Here is a 21278-nt window from a genome sequence, read left to right on the forward strand (position 1 = left end):
GGAATCCACCCAGGTGAGTACGGATCAGGACAAGGTATGGACCCTGCGCTATGCCAACCCCGACGCCATTGATGAGACCAAGCTAGTGCTCCCGCGTTGGCCAATGCGGGTGATGCTCATCGATGACCAACGGATGACTGTGCGTTATCGCACCATGGTGATGGGGGTGCGCATGAGGTTCCGGCCCTTCCCAACCTTCATGCCCATGTTGATGATGGTCGTCGTGATAGTGCAGGTGCTCGTGATCCAGCGCGCGGTGAGTGTGCTCCAGCACCTCGGGCTCCAACGCCGGCCAGAGCTTCAGAGCAGTCAGCGTTGCGACCAGCGCAATGGCACCGAGCAGACCAAACGTCATGCCGATACCCAGGCTGGCGCCCGACCAGCCGGCCAGCGGGTAAGCGATCAGCCAACAGGCGTGGGAGAGCGAGAACTGTGCAGCGAAAACCGCCGGGCGATCCGCTTCATGGCAGGAGCGGATCAACAGGCGGCCCACCGGCGTCTGTACCAGCGAGCTGCCAATCCCGATCAGGAACCACAGCGACATCAGCCCGGCAATTCCCGGTTGAAGGGTGCCCAGTAGCGCGCCAATGGCCAGCAACGCCCCACCCGTCAGCATCAGCGCCCGCTCAGAAACCCTCTGCAATAGCCGGGGCAGTGATAATGCCGCGATCATCGAACCGCCACCGGCGGCAGCCAGAGCTATCGCCACCCAGGTATCGCCCAGCTCCAGAGCCGATCTGACGTAAACCACCGTATTCACGATCTGCATGGCGCCAACCGAAGCAACAGCCAGACAAAGAGCGAGCAACCCCTGAAGCCGGGGAGTGCGCAGGTAGATCCGCATCCCTTTTACCGCCCGCTGCCAGAACGTGACACCTGCATCCGGCGATATGGCAGGCAGAACTACCGATACGACCAGCAAGGCTGAGATAACGAAAGCCAGCGCATTAAGCAGGAACAAGGCGTTGAAGCTGATGACCGCGATCAGCATCGCGGCGATGGCGGGACTTAACAGATTTTCCAGATCATAGGCCAGACGCGAGAGCGACAGTGCCCGGTCATATTGTCTTTTTTCCTTGATAATGTCCGGAATCGTCGCCTGAAATACCGGCGTGAAACCGGCGGAGAACAGATTAAGCAGGAATACCAAGCCATAGATTTGCCAGACAGCTGTCACAAACGGCAGCGACACCACCACCACCGCACGCAACAGGTCCAGCGTCACGAGAAACCCTCGACGCGGGAGCGTCTGGGCGTAACTACTGATGACCGGCGCTACAAATACGTAAGCCACCATCTTCAGCGCCAATGCGATCCCAAGTACTTCGCCGGCCCTTTCGCCCGCCATTTCGTGAGCCAAGAGAGCAAGCGCAACCGTGGTCAGCCCGGTACCGAACAGCGAAATGACTTGGGCGGAAAACAGATGGCGGTACCGTCGATCCTTTAACGGGGAGGCATTCATGATGTGTTATCTCGTGAGAACCGAAGAGCGGGCCCAGGGTAACGATTAGTATCTGTCAGCAATGGGTCCCGACCATGTAAAAACTGACTTTTTCTGTCATCCCCGGCAGTGTTTCTGAGCGCATTTTGGGCCAAAGAGGCCCCCTTAACAACACCTGTAACCCGGCCCACGGTAACCTCGTCACGCTCATGCTTTACTGCCTCAGATATCCCGTATCGCAGTTTCTCTCCCCATAAAACCGTCATAGGCAGCTGTTAGAGTGCGCTAAGCATCCACTTTATTTGCGACTGCTAACTCATGAACCGCTCTCATCTGCTGGACAGCCTGCGTATCCTGGCCATTGTGCTGGTGTTTGTAGCCCATCTGGGACAGCTGCTGGGCCACACCAGCGGCGATTTTTTCGGCTGGAAGAACCTCTATTTCGTCAGCCTGGGCGGTGTCGGTGTGACGCTGTTTCTGCTGCTATCCGGTATTTTGGCCGGATTGAGTGATACATCACGCCGGGTGAGCTACCCAACCTATCTGCTCAGAAAGGTGATGCGCATCTACCCGGCCTACTGGCTATCCATACCTCTGGCGATGCTGGGTTACCTGCTGGCGGCGGTCTTACTGGAGGGTGACGCCCCGGCCCCCTTTCCCAACGGGTTGATAACCGATCTGATCGGCAGCTTCACCGGCTTCTATGCCTGGATGGGGCTCTGGGGAGGCCCCTATAACCCTCCCAGTTGGTTCATCTCGCTGATCATGAGCCTGTATACACTGTCCCCCTTTTTTCTGTGGAGCATGAAGCGCTGGCCGCATCGAACCCTTGCCGCTTTGCTCGGTATCAGTCTGGGTGCACGCTACTACGTCGGCCAGTGGGGTATACCGTTCGTAGAGCAGTCGCTGATCGATCAGATGGAGGGCTGGCTCTACCGCCAGTACGGTTTTATGCCAGGCCGCCCCGGAGACTGGTTCCCACCCTGCCGTTTCTTCGAGTTTGGTCTTGGTCTCTACCTGGCACGGGTGCTACCCAACAGCACCTGGTTTAGATTAAAGCTCCCGGCCGGCAATGCGATCCGTGTGCTTAGTGACCTTTCCTTCCCGCTATTTCTGATCCACTATCCATTTCTGTTTTTGGTGTCGTTGATGACGGCTTTGGCGCTGCCGGTCGGGTTGGCGATCACGATCTATGTGGCGTTGATGGTGGCGCTTGCCAGTCGGCTCAATCGGCTGGATACCTGGGTACAGCGCTTTGGTTTTCCGCACCCGGCAACCTAGTGGCTCAGTCTGTCCGGGCTGTCCTGCTGCAACCGCCACATGCCGGCATAACGACCGTTCCGCGCCAGTAGCTGCTGGTGGGTGCCCCGCTCGACGATCTCGCCCTGTTCCATCACCAGAATCTGATCGGCATCGATCACCGTCGACAGACGGTGGGCGATCACCAGGCTGGTGTGGTTTTTCGCCAGTTTGTTCAGCGCCGCGAGGATGGCGCGCTCGTTGGCGCTGTCCAGCGCCGAGGTGGCTTCGTCGAACAGCAGGATTGGCGGCTTTTTCAGGATCACGCGGGCGATGGCGATGCGCTGCTTTTCACCGCCGGAAACCTTGAGTCCGCGCTCGCCGACCCGTGTTTTGTCCCCTTCGGGCAGGGCCTGGATAAAGTGGTCCAGGTTGGCCAGATGGATCGCCTGGTGCACCTCGTCGGCCCCGGCTTCGGGTCGGCCGTAAGCCACATTACTGAAGATGGTGTCGTTGAACAGCACGGTATCCTGAGGCACAACACCGATCGCCCGGCGCAGGCTCAATTGGGTGACGGCTCGGATCGGCTGGCCGTCGATCAGGATCTCGCCGCTGTCCAGGTCGTAGAAGCGGAACAGCAGCCGCGCCAGCGTCGACTTGCCGGAGCCGCTGGGACCGACGATCGCTACCTTCTGCCCCGGCTCCACCTTGAAGCTGAGGTTGCGGATAATCGGACGTTCGGCGTGGTAGGCAAAGCTCACGTTACGAAACTCCACGCTACCCTCACTGACTTCCAGCGGTTTGGCATCGGGCGCATCCTTGACGCTGGGCGCCTTTTTCAGCAGTGCGAACATGTTTTCGATATCGGTCAGCGCCCGGCGCACCTCGCGGTAGACCATGCCGAGGAAGTTCAGTGGCAGGAACAGCTGCAGGATGTAGGCGTTGATCATCACCAGCGAGCCCAGGGTCATTTCGCCATTGACCACGTCTCCCGCCGCCAGCCAGAGCAGCGCAACCATACCAGCGGCGATGATCAGCGCCTGGCCGCTGTTCAGCAGCATCAGCGTCATCCGGGTCTTGAGCCGGGCCGACTCCCAGCGCGCCAGGTTACGGTCGTACTGCTCTGACTCATACTCCTCGTTGTTGAAGTATTTGACCGTCTCGTAGTTGAGCAGGCTGTCGATGGCGCGGGTGTTGGTTTCGGAGTCGAGCTGGTTCATCTCGCGCACGAAGCGGTTGCGCCACTCGGTGGTGATCACGGTGAAGTAGATGTAGATACCGACGCAGATCAGGATGATCAGCGCGTACCAGGCACTGAAGTTGATCAGCAGGATACCGGCAACCAGCGCCAGCTCGATCAGCGTCGGCACGATATTGAACACCAGCATCCGCATCAGGAAGCCGAAGCCGTTGCCGCCCCGGTCGATATCGCGAGAGATGCCGCCGGTCTGGCGCGACAGGTGAAACTCCAGCTCCAGCGCATGCAGGTGGCGAAACACGCGCAGTACCATGCGCCGCATGGCACGCTCGGTAATGCGGCTGAATACTGCATCCCGCGCTTCGGCAAAAAACACCGAGCCGAACCTGAGCAGGCCGTAAAACGCCAGCATCAACAGAGGGACAACGAGCACCTGGTGTTGGGACTTGTCCAAGCCATCGACGATGTTTTTCAGCGCCCAGGGCATGGTCACGGTGGCCACCTTGGCCGCCACCAGCAGCGCGAAGGCTGCCCCCATGCGTGTACGGAACTCCCACAGGTAGGGCCAGATGGTCTTGAACACGTCCCAGGTGGCGGCGGCGCTCACCGGCTCTCGGCTGGGGGACAGATGGTGATGACTGCGACTGGAACCTCGAACCATGAATCTAAGCACCCTGGTGAATGAAGCGAACGAGCCGCCAACCCTGTACCGCCACCGAATGTGGCATATCAACGCTCACTTTAGCATCCCGCAGCTGGAGTTGGGTGCACCGACTCGACAGGGTGGCGGCTTGCGGCATACCGTACATCCTGTACATAAAAAACCCGATGCCGTTCAGCATCGGGTTTCAGTTCCGTCAGGTGCTGCGTGGCCTAGTTTCGTGCCAGGAAGCGCGCCATCCATTTGGCTACCGTTGCGGAGTCTATCTTGGCGTCTGCGGTCAGTGTCGCCAGCCCTCTGTCGGCCACTTCGTCGGGCACCACGGCGCCCTTGCGCGCCAGCACCAGATCGCGTTCGTAATCCTTGTTGAACTCCGGGTGTGCCTGCAGGGTCAGGATGCGGTTACCGTAGACCAGCCCTGCGTAGCGGCAGAACTCTGAGGTGGCGAACAGCTGTGCGTTGTGCGGCAGCTCCAGCACCTGGTCCTGGTGCATGGCGTTGAGGGTAAAGCGGCGTTCGCCGGCATCGAGGAAGGGATGGTCGCCCTCGATGGCGTAGCTGTGCAGGCCGACGCCCCAGCCGCCCTCATACTTGGCGACCTTGGCGCCGAATGCAGAGGCGATGATCTGGTGGCCGAAGCAGATGCCGACCATCGGGATATCCGCTTCGTAGATATCGATGATCAGCTGCTTCAGGGTGCGCATCCACGGCAGGTCGTCATAGACGCCGCACTTGGAGCCGGTGATGATCCAGCCGTCGCACTGATCAATTGATTGAGGAAACTCCCCATCGCGCACGTTGAACACCGAGTAGTCGTGCGCCTGCGGTCCCAACAGATCGACAAACATGTCCGCATAGGAGCCGTACTGACCCAGCAGTGAGTCCGGTGTGATACCGGTGGCAAGTATTCCGATCCTCATCATCTGTCCTCTGAAGATGCTTAAACAGTATGGCTTTAGATTATAGAGCGCGCCCCAGACCCAAAATATCCCCGGGTAGGTATATTCGCAAAACCGCGTGAACCAGTACCTTGAACCTATCCCTCGTGGACAGGGCCCGACGCCAGAGACGATACCCCAACATTCGCGGGTTGCCGGGTCTTTCCCAAAGAAGATGGCTCAACGCATACTGGAGATTATGAATGAACGCGATTAATAAGGAACCGGTCCGCAGTGAAGTTATCCGCTCCATGGATGCGGAACACCACCTGCACCCTTTCACCGATACCAAGGCACTGAACAACAAGGGTGCACGGATCATCGAACGCGCGGAAGGCGTCTATCTCTGGGATAGCGAAGGCAACCGCATCATCGACGGTATGGCGGGGCTCTGGTGCGTCAATATCGGTTACGGCCGCAAAGAGCTGGCCGATGTCGCCCAGGAGCAGATGAACCAGCTGCCCTACTACAACACCTTTTTCCAGACTACGACCAGCCCGGCAACCCAGCTGGCGAAAGAGCTGGCCGTGGTCACCCCGGGCGATCTGAACCACATATTCTTCGCCAACTCCGGCTCGGAAGCGATCGACACCATTATCCGCATGGTGCGCCGCTACTGGGAGGTCGAGGGCAAGCCCTGGCGCAAGATCATGATCTCGCGCAACAACGCCTACCACGGCAGCACCATCGGCGGCACCAGCTTGGGCGGCATGTCCGCCATGCATAACCAGGGCGGCCCGATGGTGCCGGGCATGGAGCATATCCGCCAGCCTTACTGGTACGGCGAAGCCGCCGGTCAGAGCCCGGAGGAGTTTGCCCAGACCTGCGCCCAGGCACTGGAAGAGAAGATTCTGCAGGTGGGTCCGGATAACGTGGCCGCCTTTGTCGGCGAGCCGATCCAGGGCGCCGGCGGTGTCATCACCCCGCCGCCGGGCTACTGGGCGGCGATCCAGAAGATCTGCCGCAGGTACGACATCCTGCTGGTGGCGGATGAGGTGATCTGTGGTTTCGGTCGCACCGGCAGCTGGTTCGGCAGCCAGACGTTCGATATCAAACCGGACCTGATCTCGATGGCCAAGGGGCTCTCCTCCGGTTACCAGCCGATCTCCGCGGTCGCCGTCGGCGACCGCGTGGCCAACGCCCTGATCGCCAAGGGCGGCGAGTTCTTCCACGGTTTCACCTACTCCGGTCACCCGGTGGCCGCCGCAGTGGCGCTGGAGAACCTGCGTATCCTGCGCGAGGAGAGGATCATCGAGCAGGTACGCGATGAGACCGGCCCCTACCTGCAACAGCAGCTGCGCGAGCGACTCGGCAGCCACCCGCTGGTCGGCCATATCGAAGGTGTCGGCCTGATCGCCGGTATGGCGCTGGCCCAGGACAAGAGCACGCACAAGCTGTTCGATTCCAACCTGGATGTGGGCACGATCTGCCGTAACCACTGCTTCGCCAACGGCCTGATCATGCGCGCCTGCGGCAACCGCATGGTGCTGTCGCCGCCGCTGGTGATCAGCAAGGCCGAGATCGACGAGTTGATCGACAAAGCGCAGCTCTGCCTCGACCTGACCGTCAAGTCGCTGGCCGATATGGGTATCAAGGTAGCCCAGTAATCCACCGATATTTTTTGCTATTGCCGCTGCGGCATATCGCAACTTGCTGCTAGGGCTGAGTTAGCTGGAGTTGTGATATGCCGTTTTTTTGTGTAGAAGAAAAAAGGACTGAACAGTTTTCCAACCAGCGCGCTCAACACCGCGCGCCTTATCGCAGTACCCGAATGACCGACGCTTACCAGACGATCAACCTGCAGGACAGCTGGCAAAAGAACCTGGCCGTCTTGATCGATCACATCCGATTACGCAGCTTTCCCCGCGTACTGGTCGAGGTGCTGGCCAGTTACTGTCACTTCGACACCTCGTTGATCGTCACCTACAAGAAGTCGTTCAAGCCTATCGTCATCCACCCGATCGATCCGTCGGAGCAGAGCAGTACGCTGCGCTCCTTCCTCAACAACGGTTACTACCTGCTTGATCCGCTGTTCGATGCGATCCAGCACGACACGGTCTCCGGCGTAACCCGGCTGGTCGAGTACGCGCCCGACTCGTTCGAGGAGACCGACTTCTACCAGGAGTGCTACCAGTACTTCGGCATCGTCGATGAGATCGTGATGATCATCAAGCTGGACGCCGAGGTCACCTGTGCGATCTCGCTGGGTCGCTGCAAGGGGCTGGGCACCATCACCCGCTCGGAGCTGCGCGCACTGCAGGAGATCTGCCCGGTGATCAGCGCCCTATTCCGGCAGTTCTGGCTGGCCCAGGCTGGTGAGTACGTGCAGTACGAAGAGTCCGACGACGCGGTGAAACAGGCGCTGAAGAGCTTCGGCAGCGGTGTGCTGACCCAACGCGAGCGGGAGATCACCCACCTGATTCTGAAGGGCAACTCATCGAAGGCAATCGCCGACAAGCTCAATATCAGCGTCGGTACGGTGAAGGTGCACCGCAAGAATATCCATGCCAAGCTGGATACCTCGACCCAGTCGGAGATCTTCACGATGTTCCTGGGACATCTGAAGGCGCTTTCAGCAGAGCCTCACCTGACCTAGCCAATGTAGATCCACTGGAGCTCCGCAAAGACTAGCGCTTGATCATGCCATACAGCACAAGCGCGGTGGTCTCGCGGACGTCCCGCCGGTGCGCTTCGATGTCGTAATCGTCCTGGCTGGTCAGTCGCATCAGCTGCAGATAGGAATATTCATTCAGCAGCCTGGCCGCTACATGCACATTCAAATCCTCTCTAAGCACCCCCTTCGCCTTCATCCCCTCCAGCACCGAGGCTATCCCCTGCTTCAGCAGATCGTTGGAGTTGCGATAGCTCTCAGGCAAACCGCTGCCGGCCTCGACAATCAGCATCGGCAGCAGCTCGCGCCAGAATGAAGTAGGGAAGGATTTCAGGGTCAGATCGACAATCACCTGTTCGAGACGGCACAGAGCATCCAGCGGGTCCGGATACTTGTCGATATCGCGGCAGGCCTCTTCGAGCGCCGCCTTGTCGATATCCTGGAAGATCTCCAGCAGTATCGCCTGCTTCGAGCCGAAGTAGTTGAACACGGTCGGCGCGGTAACCCCCGCCTGCCGGGCGATCTGCTCGATGGTCGTATCCCTGTACCCCTGCTGCTCGAACAGCTCGATCGCCGCCTGGCGAATCGCCTGACGCCGCATCGCCTTCTGACGTTCCCTTAATCCGCTCACAGGACTGACTCCCTCCCCGGTTGACTGTGCGCCGCATATTACCATCCATGTTTACCCCGTAAAAATTTTAATTCAATATAATTTTTTATTGACTAAAATATTTTATAGGATTAAAAATAATCGCATCACACCTCGTTACTGCAGACTTAGGACAACACGATGTACAGCCATGACGCTTTAACGGAACAGCAACAGATCGACGCCCTGTACCAAGCGGCACAGCGGGAGTTGGCAACGCCAAGCGATTCACCGGCGCTTATGCAGGGCTTTCCGCCGTCACCGGAGCTAAGGGTCACCTGGGACAACTGGATGCGTCTGCCGTACAGCCGCTGGGGGTTTCGTCATCTGGGTCGACTGCGCCCCGGCGTCGAGGTCCCGGCCGGACGGACTCAGGTAAGAGAGTTGCCGGAAGCTCCGATCGAACTCGGTGAGCTGAGCTTCACCAGTAACTGCGAGCGAGAGGTAACGGTCGCTGAGGCCCTCTGCGCGACCAACACCGACGCCTTCGTCGTGCTCAAGGGGGGCAAGCTTGTCTACGAGCGCTACTTCGCCGGACAGCAGGCCAGTGACCGCCACATCATGTTCTCGGTAACCAAATCGCTGATCGGCACCCTGGCGGAGCAGTTGATCGGTGATGACCTGCTCGATCCGCAGGCACGCGCCGACCGCTACGTACCGGAGTTCGCCGGCAGTGCCTTTGCCGATGCCACAGTACGCGAACTGATGGATATGGCCGTCGGCATCGAATACAGCGAACAGTACGACGACCCGGCATCGGAAAGCTCCCAATACGGTTACGCCTGCGGTTTCCAGCCGGCACCCTCCGCTTACTCCCGCTATCGCTCCCTGTATGAATATCTGCCGACCCTGCGCAAACGAGGTGAACACGGCGGTTTATTCCACTACGTGACCGCCTGCACCGAAGCCCTGGCCTGGGTCATGGAGCGAGCATCGGGCCGCTCCTGCGCCGATATGCTGACCGGGGTCTGGTCACGCATGGGGGCCGAGCAGAGCGGCTATTTTCTCGCCGACCCCTGGGGCCGCAGCGTGTGCGGTGCGGGCTTCAACGCTACCGCGCGCGATATGGCGCGATTCGGTCTGCTGCTCGCCGAAGGCGGCAACTTCAACGGCGAGCAGCTGATCGATGCCGACACCATCGCCCGCATCGCCGACGGTTCTGACCCGTCTATCTATGCCCAGGACGAGGATTTCCACAGCTGGGTACCGGGCGCTTCCTACAAGAGCCAATGGTATGTCTCCAACCACGACAGCCAGTCAATCATGGCCGGCGGCATTCATGGCCAATACCTGTTCATCGACTTCGCGGCCCAGGTCGTGATCGTCAAACAGTCGACGCTGCCCGACGCGGTCGGGCTACTCGACGCCGATAGCGTCCGCCTGCTGAAAGCGATCGCGGCGCACTTAAAACAATAACCCAAACACCGTCTGCCCACCGGCAGGCCTTTTCGGCGGCCCCTCCGTAACCAATAACGAAAACCAAGGAGTATCAGTGATGAAAACCCATCTCGAGCGTCTGCTACCGGGCGCAGCACTACTGCTTGCATGCAGCGCTGCGCACGCCGGCTATACCGTTGAGAAAGGTGATCTGAAAGCCGAACTGGGTGTGTCGCTTGGCAGCGCCGCCCTGTTTACCCGCAACACCAACTTCGGTGCCGGACGCTTCGACGTTCGCAGCCTGGAAGTGACAGACGAGGATGCCAACTGGCAGGAGTACTTTGTCACCCCCAGCGCCAAGCTGAACTATAGCCTTAGCCCCGACTTCAGCCTGGTCGGCGCCGCATCCGCGGTAGCAGCCGCCACTCGTGGCGACGGCGATGCGGCCGGACTCACCAACGGTTCCGATGGGAGTATCGATGTCGAAGAGCTGTATGCCGGCTTCGAGTCGCAGGGCTGGCGCTTTACCGTGGGTCACCAGGATTTCATGGTCGGCAACGGCTTTATCGTCATGGACGGCAACCTGGATATGTTCGACGATGCCGCACTCTGGCTCGCTCCGCGACACGCCTTCCATGACTCAGCGGTGTTGCGCTACGACAGCGATGCCTACTCGGTGCAGGGGTTTTCGCTGGAAACCGATACTCATCTGGGCAAGTACCGCATGAACGGCGCCAACGTCGACTACTATCTGGGCGAGCGCAGCATGCTGGGTGCCATGGCGTTGGGCGTGCAGTCGGACAATAGCTCGGCAACCCGCGACGGTATGCGCGTATACAGTGTTCGTGGCCTGGGGCTGAACATCCCGTCACTGCCCGATCTGACCCTCTCCGGCGAGTATGCGATTCAAACCGGCAGCGGTGATGGAGTCGACTACGATGCCAGCGCCTGGTTCGCGGAAGCGGAATACGCCTTCTCGGCATTCGAGTCGCGCCCACGCATCGGCTACCGCCACTCCTACTTCTCGGGCGACGACAACCTGGGCGACAACACGCAGAAAAGCTGGGACTCCCTGGCCAAGGGTTATATCGACTGGGGCACGTGGATCATCGGCGATATCACCGGCAACTACCTGCTCAACAACAGCAATGAGGCGGTCGACCAGGTGTGGATCAAGGCCGATCTGGGTCCGACCCTGGGTATTGGTGCGATCTATTACGATTTCAAGCTGGATGAGGCCAATCTGTATGGCGCACCGGTAGCCAGCAAGGATTTCGGCAACGAGGCCACTCTGTTCCTCGACTGGTATCCCAACGAGAATATCCTGGCGTCCATCGCGTACAGCCGTGTCAGCCCGGGAGAGGCGGCGGAATCCGTCTTCGGCAACAAGGATTTCTCCACCCTGGAACTCTACTTCACTTACCGCTACTGATCGATCGCCAACCAAGACGTAACGGAGAACAACAATGAAAATCAACGCAGTTAAAGCAACTCTGCTGCTGACCGCCTCGATGCTGACCGTTAGCGTTCAGGCCGAGGAGCAGCAGCGCGTGGTCCGCATCTACAACTGGCTCGAATATCTTCCGCCGCAGATTCTGGAGGATTTCGAAAAAGAGACCGGCATCCACCCGATCTACGACGTCTTCGACAACCCGCAGATGCTGGAATCCAAGCTGCTCACCGGCAACTCCGGGTACGACGTCGTATTCCCCAGCAGCACGACCATGAAGCGCTATATCAATGCCAAGGCGATCCAGCCACTGGACAAGTCAAAGCTGCCCAATCTGCCGCATCTGGACGAAAAAGTGATGCACTCGCTGGAGATCAACGATCCCGGCAACCAGTACGCCATCCCCTATATGTGGGGGACCACACTGATCGGCTACAACCGAGAGGCGATCGAGAAAGCGCTGGGCAGCGACGTGGACATGGATACCTGGGATATCCTGTTCAAGGAGGAGAACATCAGCAAACTGAAAGAGTGCGGTGTCGGCCTGCTCGACTCGGCCGACGAGATCATGCCGATCGCACTGAACTACCTCGGCCTGCCCTCCCACTCAACTCAAAAGGAGGATTACGAGCAGGCGCGTGACCTGATGCTGAAGATCCGTCCCTACGTGAAGTACTTTAACTCGTCACGCTACGGCATGGATCTGGCCAACGGCAACATCTGCCTGGGCGTGGGCTGGTCCGGTGGCATGGCACTGGCCAACAAGATCGCGCGCGCATCCAACAACGGCGTCGAGGTACGCATGTCGCTGCCCCGCGAAGGCGTCCCCTTCTGGTCCGACGTGATGGTAATCGCCGCCAACGCACCGGATATCGACGAGGCGCATGCGTTCATCAATTACATGCTACGCCCGGACGTGATCGCCCGCGCCAGCAACGAGATCGGCTACCCCAACGCCAACAAGGATGCGACCGAACTGGTCATAGAGCCGATTCGCAACGATCCATACATGTATATCCCCGAGGACAAGCAGGAGCTGCTGTTCCCGCTGGAGGATGTAGCAATGAAAACCGGTCGTATGCGTACCCGAGCCTGGAACTCCGTTCTGGCCGGGGACAGTAACTAACCGTCGCACTTTTTTCAGCACCTCTTCGCTACCGCATACTTGCTAGCAGGCCGCCCGACACATTGTCGGCGGCCTCTTTTTATTTCACCATGACTCCAGATCCCTACCGCAAGGGAACCTCAGAGTGAACTGGCTCACTATCTCGGTTTCCGGACTTGCCGACCCAATCGTCACAATACTGTGGCGGATATTGAACGTGGAAAGCCTTTGGGTGTAGGTGGTGATCTGCCACGTGCAGGGATGGACAATCATACCCGCTACGGGTATGTTTTTGAGGATGGATGGCATGGACATATTGAAGCGAAAGGAGTTTGCAAGGTGGCAAGCGGGCAAAAAGCTGTCCGATACGGCCCTGTGCAAGGCAGTCCAGGAAATGGAAAGGGGGCTGATTGATGCCGACTTGGGCGGTCACTTCTACAAGAAGCGGGTCGCCCGTCCCGGTGCGGGTAAGAGCGGTGGCTACCGTACCTTGTTATCGGCCCGTGTTGGTCACCGTTATGTATTCCTGCATGGGTTCCCGAAAAGCGACAGGGCGAGCATCACGCGGGACGAGAAAAAAGCGCTGCAATATGCCGGCAAGGTATTTCTGGAGTTATCGGCCAAGGAACTGATGAAGGCATTGCAGGCTGGTGTTCTACTGGAGGTATGTTGTGACGAGCAAAATAATTGAATCCTTGCGCGGTGACCTGGCCGCATTGCACGACGCCGGCGCGATCAGCAAGGTAACGATGCGCGAGTTCGACGCGATCTGTCCACCGCCGGTTCGCGAGTTCAGTGCAGACGACATTAAACGTCTGCGTGAAGCACTGCACTTCAGCCAGCCGGTGTTCGCCCATCACCTACACACCACCGCCTCGACGGTACGCAAGTGGGAACAAGGTGAAACTCACCCCTCAGGGCCTGCGCTCAAGCTGCTCAATGTCATCGCCGATAAGGGATTGCAGGCCATTATTTAATCAAGAGTCATGATCTAATCCGGTCTACGAGATCAGGCTGCGGCTCGCATCTCAACGGCGCCTGCCCGGCAAAGGCAGGCGCGACTGGAAGAGGTGAAAACCTAGAGGCTGATCCAGACCGATTTCAGTTCGGAGTACTTCTCCAGCGCGTGCAGCGACTTGTCGCGGCCGTTGCCCGAGCCCTTGACGCCGCCGAACGGCATGGTGGTATCGCCGTCGCCCCAGCCGTTGACCCAGACCATACCGCTCTCGATCGCCCCAGCGACACGATGGGCACGGGAGAGGTTGTCGGTCCACACAGAAGCACCCAGTCCGTATATGCTGTCGTTGGCCAGCGCGATCACCTCCTCCTCGCTGTCGAAACCGGCCACAGACAGTACCGGGCCGAAGATCTCTTCACGCACACAGGTCATATCGGCACGGGTATCGGTGACGATGGTCGGGCGCGGGAAGAAACCGGTCCCCTCGGTGTCCGCCAGACCGCCATGGGCGATGGTGCCGCCCTCGTCGATGGCACTCTGGATATAGCGGTTGACCGTCTCCAGCTGCGCCCTGTCCACCATCGGCCCCATCTTCACCTTGGGATCGAGCGGATTACCGGGCTGGTACTTGCCGGCAAAGCGCTTCAGCGCCTCGATGAACGGTTCGCGGATGCTGTTCTGCACATAGAGACGGGAACCGGCAATGCACACCTCGCCCTGGTTGGAGAAGATGGCGCTCGCGGCGCCCCGTGCAGCGGCCTCGATATCGGCGCAGTCGTCGAACACGATCAGCGGCGACTTGCCACCCGCCTCGATCCATACCCGTTTCAGGTTGGACTGACCGGCGTACTGCATCAGCATACCGGCGACACGGGTGGAACCGGTGAAGGCCAGGCTGTCCACATCCATATGCAGCGCCAGCGCCTTGCCCGCGGTGTGGCCAAAGCCCGGCACCACGTTGAGTACGCCATCGGGCAGACCGGCACTGCGTGCCAGCTCGGCAAGCCTCAGGCAGCTCAGCGACGCCTTCTCCGAGGGTTTGAGCACCACGCTGTTGCCGGCCGCCAACGCCGGCGCCAACTTCCACATCGCCATCAGCAGCGGGTAGTTCCAGGGCGTGATCGCCCCGACCACACCGATCGGGTGGCGGGTGATCAGGCCCAGGGTGCTCGGCTTGGTCGGCGCAATCTCGCCATACACCTTGTCGATGCACTCAGCGGTCCAGCGCAGGCAGTCGATGGCGTCCGGTACATCGATATAGACCATCTCGGTGATGGTCTTGCCCATATCCAGGGTGTCGAGCAGCGCGAACTCATCCTTGTGCTGCTCCATCAGGTCCGCCAGCTTCAGCAGTACCCGCTTACGCTCGGCCGGAGCACAGCGCGACCACTCGCCGGATTTGAACACACGACGCGCCGCCGCGACCGCCAGGTCGATATCGGCGGTATCGCAGCTGGCGACATCGGCCAGCAGCTCTTCGGTCGCCGGGTTGATCGCCGGGAATGTCTTGCCACTGATCGCCGCACGGAATCCACCGTCGATCCAGGCCAGGTTGCGAAATTCGAGTGTCTGCGCCAGCGCAGTCCATTCTGCCAGGGTATGCATCGAGAGCTCCTCATCGGATTATTGCTATGGCTAGCAGACTAGGGGGTTCCATGCACAAAGCCAATACACCCCGAGGGGTAGATGCTTTCTACACGACAGCGCTAGCGCTCTTGCACGGCGGCGCTCAGCTGGCCATCGAACAGGCTATGCCCCCAGGCGCTGGAAGTAGATCAACGCGACACCGATCAACAGCCCGCCCATCGCCCGCTCCAGCCAGTGGCCCAGGCAGAGAAAACGGCTCCTGACACCGTTACGGGAGAACAGGTAGCTGACCAGGATGAACCAGAGCGCGTTCACGGAACACATCCAGGCACCGTAGGCGATCTGGATCGATAACGGTGTGGTACTGCTGACCAATGTGGTGAAGATCGCCAGAAAAAACAGCGTCGCCTTGGGGTTGGTGGCGTTGGTCATGAAGCCGACCACGAAGGCTTTATACAGCGGCTGGCGCTCATCCGAGAGCGCCTCCGTGTCCCGCTCCCCGGATCTGGTCGGCCGACTTCTGATCAACCCTACCCCCAGGTAGATCAGGTAAAGGCCACCGGCCAGGCTGGCCATATCCATCAGCCAGGGGGTGGTGTGCATCAGCGCGCTGATCCCCAACAGGGTGTAGATCACATGCACCGAGATACCGGTGCCGATCCCCAGCGCCGTTACCGTTCCTGCCAGATGACCGAAGCGAACACTCTGGCGCACGGTGATCGCGAAGTCCGGCCCGGGGATCACCACGGCGAGAAAATGCACCAGCGCCAGTGCGGTAAATTCATGCAGGTAAGCGATATCCATATCAGCTCCAGAACGATAGGGGGCTAGCGTCGCCGCGATAGCCGATAAAACAGGACAGACTCAGACGCAGGTCGTCACTGCCGGGGGTCACGGCGTGCATACGCCGGGAGTTGAACAGCACCAGGTCGCCGGGCTCCGGACATATCTCCAGGTCCGGGTCGCCCAGTATTTCAGGGTCGATGCCGTAGCTGTCGCCGCGCATGCCGTCGAACTCCTCCGGCGTCAGCTCCCTGTCCCAGATCTGGACTGCACCACCCTCGCTGGGCATGGTCAGGTAGACGTTCGCTGCAATCTGGGTCTGCAGGCTGCGGGCCTTGAAGCTGTCGGGTGCATCCTTGGCAAAAATATCGTGGTGGGCAAGAAAGCGGACACCGGGCTTGATCACCCGCGACAGACCGACATACATCTTGCGGCCGTACAGGGTTTCCAGCTGGGCTCCGGGCAACCAGGTCTCATCCAGTTTGCAGCGCAGCAGGTCGATCGGCGAGAAGTAGGGGAAGCACCTTTTCCTGAGTTCGTCGATATTCTCGTAGGCGCTCTCGAAATAGTCCGCGATCCGCGGCGGCTGGTTCTCCGCCTCATAAAAGGCCATGCCGATCCGGCCGATACTGGGCGCATTGGCGTATTTATCGAACCCCTGAAACAGTATCTTGTCGCCCAGTTTCTGGGCGATATCGTTGCCGATAAACTGCCGCACCCGCAGCGCCAGCGCCTCCCCTTTTGCCAGCTTGCCCATTGCCTCTATATCAAGTTCATTCGACTCCAGTAACATGATCATCCTCCTATACCGCTGAATATGCGGCGAGATATGCCGCGACATATGCCGCAACAGTTCTTGGACTACTCAGAATGACGGAATAACGTCGTATTGAATCGAGAGTTGGTTCTTTTTGTTCTTGGAGGAGAGGATCAGGACACCGTGCACCTCCCCCAGCGAGCGCACGTGAGTGCCGCCGCATGGATAGGCCTGGATATCACCGAAGCCGACCTCGCGGAAACCGTCTTCGCGGATGCTGACCCGCCGCGGCAGGTCCTGCGCAATGAGCTGAATGCAGCGCAGCTCGACCTCGGTCAGATCGACAGGGAGCGAACGCTCCGTGGCACGGAACACCACCTGAGATTCACCCGGCCAATGGTGAGCCTTGATCGGCTGCCAACCGAGTCGCTCGACCACATGCCCGATCAGGTGCCCTGCCGTGTGCAGTCGACTATGCAGCCGGCGCATCGACTCATCGACCTGCACCGCATTCGGCCCCAGCGGCACAGGTTCCATCAGGTAGTGGATGATCTCCCCCTGCTCCTGGCGCACATCGATCACCGGCACACCGCCGATCCAACCGATATCGCTGGGCTGCCCTCCCCCCTGAGGGTGGAGCACCGTGGCCTTCATCCTCACGGCATAACGGTCGTTTTCGACGGCGGTGCACTCGACCACCTCAGCGTTCAGGCACAACGTATCACTGTTCAAATAGAGACATTCGGTCATGATGACAGCCTTTCCAATGGAGTTATGCGCATTGTATTGGGCAATGAATGGCTTGATAATCCGATGTAAAACCAAATGACTTTTGCCTCATGGACAAAAATAAAGCGATTGCGCTGATGCCGGAAATGGCGGTTTTCGTGCGCGTGGTGGAGGCGAAAAGCTTCTCCGAAGCAGCCCGCCAGCTGGGTATGACACCCTCTGCAACAAGCCGTGCCGTCAGCCGCCTGGAGCGAGCCCTGGGCACCCGGCTGCTGCAACGCAGCACGCGCAAACTGCGCCTGAGCGAAAGTGGTCAGGAGGTGTATGCCCACTGCCTGGACATGATCAACGCCGCGGAAGCGGTGATGGAGTCATCGGGCCAGTTCAACCAGGAGCCGCAGGGGTTGATACGGGTCAGCGTACCCAAGGCGGTGGGCCGTTTCGTCGTGCATCCACATATGCCCGCGTTCCTGAACCGTTATCCGAAGATCGATCTGCAGATGCAGCTCGACGACCGCTATGTGGACCTGATCGACGACCGCATCGATCTGGCGATCCGCATCACCGATCAGCCGCCGCCGGGGTTGATGGGGCGCCCGCTGCTGCGTATCGATCATATGCTCTGCGCCACGCCGCGCTACCTGGAGCGGTACGGTACGCCCCGACACCCGCGCGATCTCAAGTCGCACAGCTGCATCTATCTGGCCGAGGAGCCCGGCGATTCACGCTGGAAGTTCCAGCACGGCAACAAGAGTGTCAGTGTCGATGTCCGGGGACGGTACGCCGCCAACCATACCGGGGTGCGCCTGGACGCGGTGCTGCACCATATCGGCATCGGCAGCCTGCCCTACTTCACCGCACGCAGTGCACTGCAACAGGGGTTGATCGTGCAGGTGCTGCCGGAGTGGAAGTTCAATACCAACTATTGCGGCGATGCCTGGGTGCTCTACCCGCCCACACGTCACCTGCCGACCAAACTGCGGGTATTCATCGATTTCCTGGCCGCACGCCTGAGCCAGGAGCCCACCCTCGCCTCCCCCTACGAATCGCCGGAAGTGGAGGCCGGCAGCCGCGAGCCGGGCGTTGCCTGAGAGCCCGTTCGACCGCTGAACAACCGCTCTCAGCGAAAAACGTCGCCCCTGCCGAGATGGGTTTCAAACTGCGCCCAAGCGGCCCGAGTGTCGCCAAACTCTGCCTGGAGCCACTCCTGCAACAGCCTGACTTTAGGACGTTTAAAGTAGGGCTCAGGCGCCACCAGATAGTAATCGAACTCAGACTTGAGACAGAGCGGCAACGGACAGATCAGCTGGCCTCGGGCCAACAGCTCATAGGCAAGGCTGAAGCGCATCAGCGTCAGCCCCTGTCCGGCCAGAGCGGCTTCAACCAACAGGTTTGCGTCGTTAACCTGAAGCCTCGCGCAACCGTTGTCGAAACTGATGCCCGAGCGTTGTTGAAACACCTCCCACATCGGCAGTATATCGGGTGAATCGTCGGACAGCAGGGTAAGCCCGGCGAGCTGGCGTTTCATCGGCTCTCCACGCACCAGCAAGCTGGGGTGACAGACCGGAATCAGCTGCTCATCAAACAGCTTGATGGCGGTCAGTCCCGGATAATCGCCGCGCCCGAACCGTATCGCCACATCCAGATCCGTGCCCGTAAAGGAGGCAAGTTCCAGGCTTGGCGAGAGGTTGACGGACAGTTCCGGCGCCTTGTCACGCAAACGGCCCAGGCGGGGTACCAACCAGCGACTGGCAAAGGATGGCAGGGTCGCTATGTTGAGCCGGTCGGGGGCGGGATCGTCTGCCAGCGCCGCAAGCCCCTGCTCAAGTAACTCGAACGCCCTGGACACGGTCGGCAGCAGCTGCCTGCCTTCCGGCGAGAGCACCACTTCACGCGTCAGCCGTTTGAACAGTTTGATCCCCAGCTGCTCCTCCAGCGTTCTTATCTGCTGACTGATCGCAGCCTGAGTGACATGGAGCCGGTCGGCAGCGGCTTTAAAGCTCTGCTGCTCGCCGGCATAGCGGAACGCCTGCAGCGCCTTGAGGTTCGGTAGGCGATTCAAACCACTCGCTCCACACTTAAATAAAACTTAAGTATGGAGCCTATTTTCTCGTTTGTCCCCTCGCTGGCAATGGCAGATCCTTAACCTATAGAGGCAGCACCCAGGAGCGACATAATGAAAATTGAAGTACCGATCGTAAATGCGTTTACCGATGGCCAGCTTGGCGGCAATCCCGCGGGCGTGGTGTTGGACGCAGAGCGCTTTACCCGCGAGCAGAAGCAGCATATCGCCGCCGCAGTCGGCCTGTCCGAAACGGCGTTCGTTTCACCCTCCGGCAAAGCCGACTTCATGCTGGAGTTCTTCACACCCAGTCGCCAGATCGCCCATTGCGGTCACGCCACCGTCGCCACCTTCAATTACCTCCGACAGATCGGCAGCTTGACCAAGCCCCATGCGGTCAAGGAGACCATCGATGGATGCCGTGAGATCCGCCTGGAGCAGACTCAGGCCTACATGGAGCAGCTGGCACCCAGATACACGGCGCTGTCGGAACAGAGCCACGCGCAGCTGCTGCGCGGCCTTGGTCTGCACAACACTCAACTGCTGCCCGACGCCGCACCACTGGTGGTCAATACCGGAAACGCCTTTGTCGTGCTCGGCGTCAAGGATGTATCGACACTGGCCAACCTGCGCGTCGACCAGTCGGTGATCAGCGAACTGAGCGAGGCACTCGAACTGATCGGCATTTATCTGTTCACCCTTCACACCGCTGCGCAGGGACGCCATGCCAGCACCCGTATGTTCGCCCCCCGTTACGGCATCGCTGAAGAGTCGGCTACCGGGATGGCCGCAGGCCCACTGGCCTGCTACCTGCACGACCAGCTCGGCATCCGAGAGCAGCGCTACCTGATCGAACAGGGCCATTTCATGCCGGTGCCGTCACCCAGCCTGATCGAGGTGAGACTGGATACCGCGAACGGTGACGCAATTCGGGGGTTGATGGCGGGAGGCAGTGCGGCGCTCAGCGATACGCGACCGGTCGAGATTGCCGACTGACGAACCGCTCCGGCTCAATCCGCCGCCAGCAGCGCACGGGTATACAGAATATGCTCGCGCGCTATCCGCCGAGCATGTTCGGCATCGCGCGCCTGGATCGCCCGGTGGATCTCGGCATGCTGGCCACGTATCCCTTCAGGGTAGCGGCCGAACCTTTTCAACGTGCGTGACAGCACGCCGTAGATCGCATTGAAGTAGCGCTCGTAGAACAGCTGGCTGAACGAGATCAGCAGCAGGTTATGGCTGGATTCGGCGATCAGCATATGGAAGCGCAGGTCCGCCCGCGCCTTGGCCAGGGTCGTCTCGCTCTTGCCCCGTTCGTACATCAGCGCATACTCCTCGGCCAATAGGGCAAGCTCGGCATCACTGGCACGCTGCGCAGCATACCAGGCGCACTCACCTTCGAGCAGCGCGCGTATCTCCATCACCTGCAGCTGGAACTCAAGATCATCGCCCAGCCCCTCCAGCGGCAGCTGCAGATGGGGCGCCATCAGATTACAGAGCCGACTCGCCCGCCCCTGTGCGGACTGGATATAGCCGCCCGCCGCGAGCCGGGACAGAGCACCGCGCACCATCTCCCGCGACATGCCATGCTCCGTCGCCAGCTTGCGCTCGGAGGCAAGTTTGCCACCGGGCAATAGGCTTCCTTCGGCGATCTGTGCGATCAAACGCGCATACAGCCGGTCGCTGGGTCCCAACTCGGGGTTATCATCCTTCGGTCGGCGATCAGGCACCGC

General features: G+C 59.9%; 20 protein-coding genes. 10 read left to right on the forward strand and 10 right to left on the reverse strand.

The window, feature by feature from the left end:
- Positions 1-82 precede the first annotated feature (82 nt).
- The gene (locus KQ940_RS03905; RefSeq protein WP_246589700.1) at positions 83-1462 is read right to left on the reverse strand and encodes an MFS transporter; all 1380 of its coding nucleotides are present in this window, start codon (positions 1460-1462) and stop codon (positions 83-85) included.
- Between the two features lie 297 nt (positions 1463-1759).
- Between KQ940_RS03905 and KQ940_RS03910 the strand changes: the two genes are divergently transcribed.
- Complete coding sequence (locus KQ940_RS03910) at positions 1760-2722, forward strand: acyltransferase family protein (protein WP_217411919.1); 963 nt, start codon at positions 1760-1762, stop codon at positions 2720-2722.
- Here KQ940_RS03910 and KQ940_RS03915 read toward each other — a convergent pair.
- Positions 2719-4539 carry an ABCB family ABC transporter ATP-binding protein/permease gene (locus tag KQ940_RS03915; RefSeq protein ID WP_217411921.1) on the reverse strand — a complete coding sequence of 607 codons (1821 nt, stop codon included), beginning with the start codon at positions 4537-4539 and terminating at the stop codon, positions 2719-2721. The genes KQ940_RS03910 and KQ940_RS03915 overlap by 4 nt on opposite strands.
- Before the next feature lie 212 nt (positions 4540-4751).
- Positions 4752-5459, reverse strand: a complete 708-nt coding sequence (locus KQ940_RS03920; RefSeq protein ID WP_217411923.1) for a glutamine amidotransferase-related protein — start codon at positions 5457-5459, stop codon at positions 4752-4754.
- Between the two features lie 221 nt (positions 5460-5680).
- Between KQ940_RS03920 and KQ940_RS03925 the strand changes: the two genes are divergently transcribed.
- A complete protein-coding gene (locus tag KQ940_RS03925) occupies positions 5681-7084 on the forward strand; it encodes an aspartate aminotransferase family protein (protein ID WP_217411925.1) in 1404 nt (467 codons plus the stop codon).
- A 164-nt stretch (positions 7085-7248) separates the two neighbouring features.
- Positions 7249-8073: a response regulator transcription factor gene (locus KQ940_RS03930; protein ID WP_217411927.1), complete on the forward strand. Its 825-nt coding sequence runs from the start codon at positions 7249-7251 to the stop codon at positions 8071-8073.
- A 31-nt stretch (positions 8074-8104) separates the two neighbouring features.
- Here the strand turns inward: KQ940_RS03930 and KQ940_RS03935 are convergent, their stop codons facing one another.
- Positions 8105-8719 carry a TetR/AcrR family transcriptional regulator gene (locus tag KQ940_RS03935; RefSeq protein ID WP_217411929.1) on the reverse strand — a complete coding sequence of 205 codons (615 nt, stop codon included), beginning with the start codon at positions 8717-8719 and terminating at the stop codon, positions 8105-8107.
- A gap of 159 nt (positions 8720-8878) precedes the next feature.
- Here KQ940_RS03935 and KQ940_RS03940 point away from each other — a divergent pair, with 159 nt between their 5' ends.
- The 5 genes from KQ940_RS03940 (at position 8879) to KQ940_RS03960 (ending at position 13646) form a co-directional block, all read left to right on the forward strand.
- Positions 8879-10153 carry a serine hydrolase domain-containing protein gene (locus tag KQ940_RS03940; protein WP_217411931.1) on the forward strand — a complete coding sequence of 425 codons (1275 nt, stop codon included), beginning with the start codon at positions 8879-8881 and terminating at the stop codon, positions 10151-10153.
- Positions 10154-10232: 79 nt separating this feature from the next.
- Positions 10233-11546 (forward strand): alginate export family protein, encoded by a 1314-nt coding sequence (locus tag KQ940_RS03945; RefSeq protein ID WP_217411933.1) that lies wholly within the window; start codon positions 10233-10235, stop codon positions 11544-11546.
- A 34-nt stretch (positions 11547-11580) separates the two neighbouring features.
- Positions 11581-12690 carry a polyamine ABC transporter substrate-binding protein gene (locus KQ940_RS03950; protein WP_217411935.1) on the forward strand — a complete coding sequence of 370 codons (1110 nt, stop codon included), beginning with the start codon at positions 11581-11583 and terminating at the stop codon, positions 12688-12690.
- A gap of 286 nt (positions 12691-12976) precedes the next feature.
- Positions 12977-13360, forward strand: a complete 384-nt coding sequence (locus tag KQ940_RS03955; protein WP_217411937.1) for a type II toxin-antitoxin system RelE/ParE family toxin — start codon at positions 12977-12979, stop codon at positions 13358-13360.
- On the forward strand, positions 13341-13646 hold the full coding sequence (locus KQ940_RS03960) for a helix-turn-helix domain-containing protein (protein WP_217411939.1): 306 nt from the start codon (positions 13341-13343) through the stop codon (positions 13644-13646). Before KQ940_RS03955 ends, KQ940_RS03960 begins: the two co-directional genes overlap by 20 nt.
- 101 nt (positions 13647-13747) lie before the next feature.
- Here the strand turns inward: KQ940_RS03960 and KQ940_RS03965 are convergent, their stop codons facing one another.
- The 4 genes from KQ940_RS03965 to KQ940_RS03980 form a co-directional block, all read right to left on the reverse strand.
- Complete coding sequence (locus KQ940_RS03965) at positions 13748-15232, reverse strand: aldehyde dehydrogenase (protein ID WP_217411941.1); 1485 nt, start codon at positions 15230-15232, stop codon at positions 13748-13750.
- Between the two features lie 144 nt (positions 15233-15376).
- Complete coding sequence (locus KQ940_RS03970) at positions 15377-16018, reverse strand: LysE family translocator (protein WP_217411943.1); 642 nt, start codon at positions 16016-16018, stop codon at positions 15377-15379.
- 1 nt (position 16019) lies between these two features.
- Positions 16020-16796, reverse strand: coding sequence for a 2OG-Fe(II) oxygenase (locus tag KQ940_RS03975; protein ID WP_246589701.1), 777 nt, complete (start codon positions 16794-16796; stop codon positions 16020-16022).
- Positions 16797-16862: 66 nt separating this feature from the next.
- Positions 16863-17504 (reverse strand): alanyl-tRNA editing protein, encoded by a 642-nt coding sequence (locus KQ940_RS03980; RefSeq protein WP_217411945.1) that lies wholly within the window; start codon positions 17502-17504, stop codon positions 16863-16865.
- Between the two features lie 89 nt (positions 17505-17593).
- On the opposite strand from KQ940_RS03980, the gene KQ940_RS03985 reads away from it, so the two are divergent.
- A complete protein-coding gene (locus KQ940_RS03985) occupies positions 17594-18574 on the forward strand; it encodes a LysR family transcriptional regulator (protein ID WP_217411947.1) in 981 nt (326 codons plus the stop codon).
- A 29-nt stretch (positions 18575-18603) separates the two neighbouring features.
- On the opposite strand, the gene KQ940_RS03990 is transcribed toward KQ940_RS03985, so the two are convergent.
- Positions 18604-19545 carry a LysR substrate-binding domain-containing protein gene (locus KQ940_RS03990; protein ID WP_217411949.1) on the reverse strand — a complete coding sequence of 314 codons (942 nt, stop codon included), beginning with the start codon at positions 19543-19545 and terminating at the stop codon, positions 18604-18606.
- A gap of 114 nt (positions 19546-19659) precedes the next feature.
- Between KQ940_RS03990 and KQ940_RS03995 the strand changes: the two genes are divergently transcribed.
- A complete protein-coding gene (locus KQ940_RS03995) occupies positions 19660-20541 on the forward strand; it encodes a PhzF family phenazine biosynthesis protein (protein ID WP_217411951.1) in 882 nt (293 codons plus the stop codon).
- Between the two features lie 14 nt (positions 20542-20555).
- Here the strand turns inward: KQ940_RS03995 and KQ940_RS04000 are convergent, their stop codons facing one another.
- On the reverse strand, positions 20556-21275 hold the full coding sequence (locus KQ940_RS04000) for a FadR/GntR family transcriptional regulator (protein WP_343222609.1): 720 nt from the start codon (positions 21273-21275) through the stop codon (positions 20556-20558).
- Positions 21276-21278: the final 3 nt, after the last annotated feature.

The organism is Marinobacterium ramblicola, assembly GCF_019084545.1.
GTDB lineage: Bacteria > Pseudomonadota > Gammaproteobacteria > Pseudomonadales > Balneatricaceae > Marinobacterium_D > Marinobacterium_D ramblicola.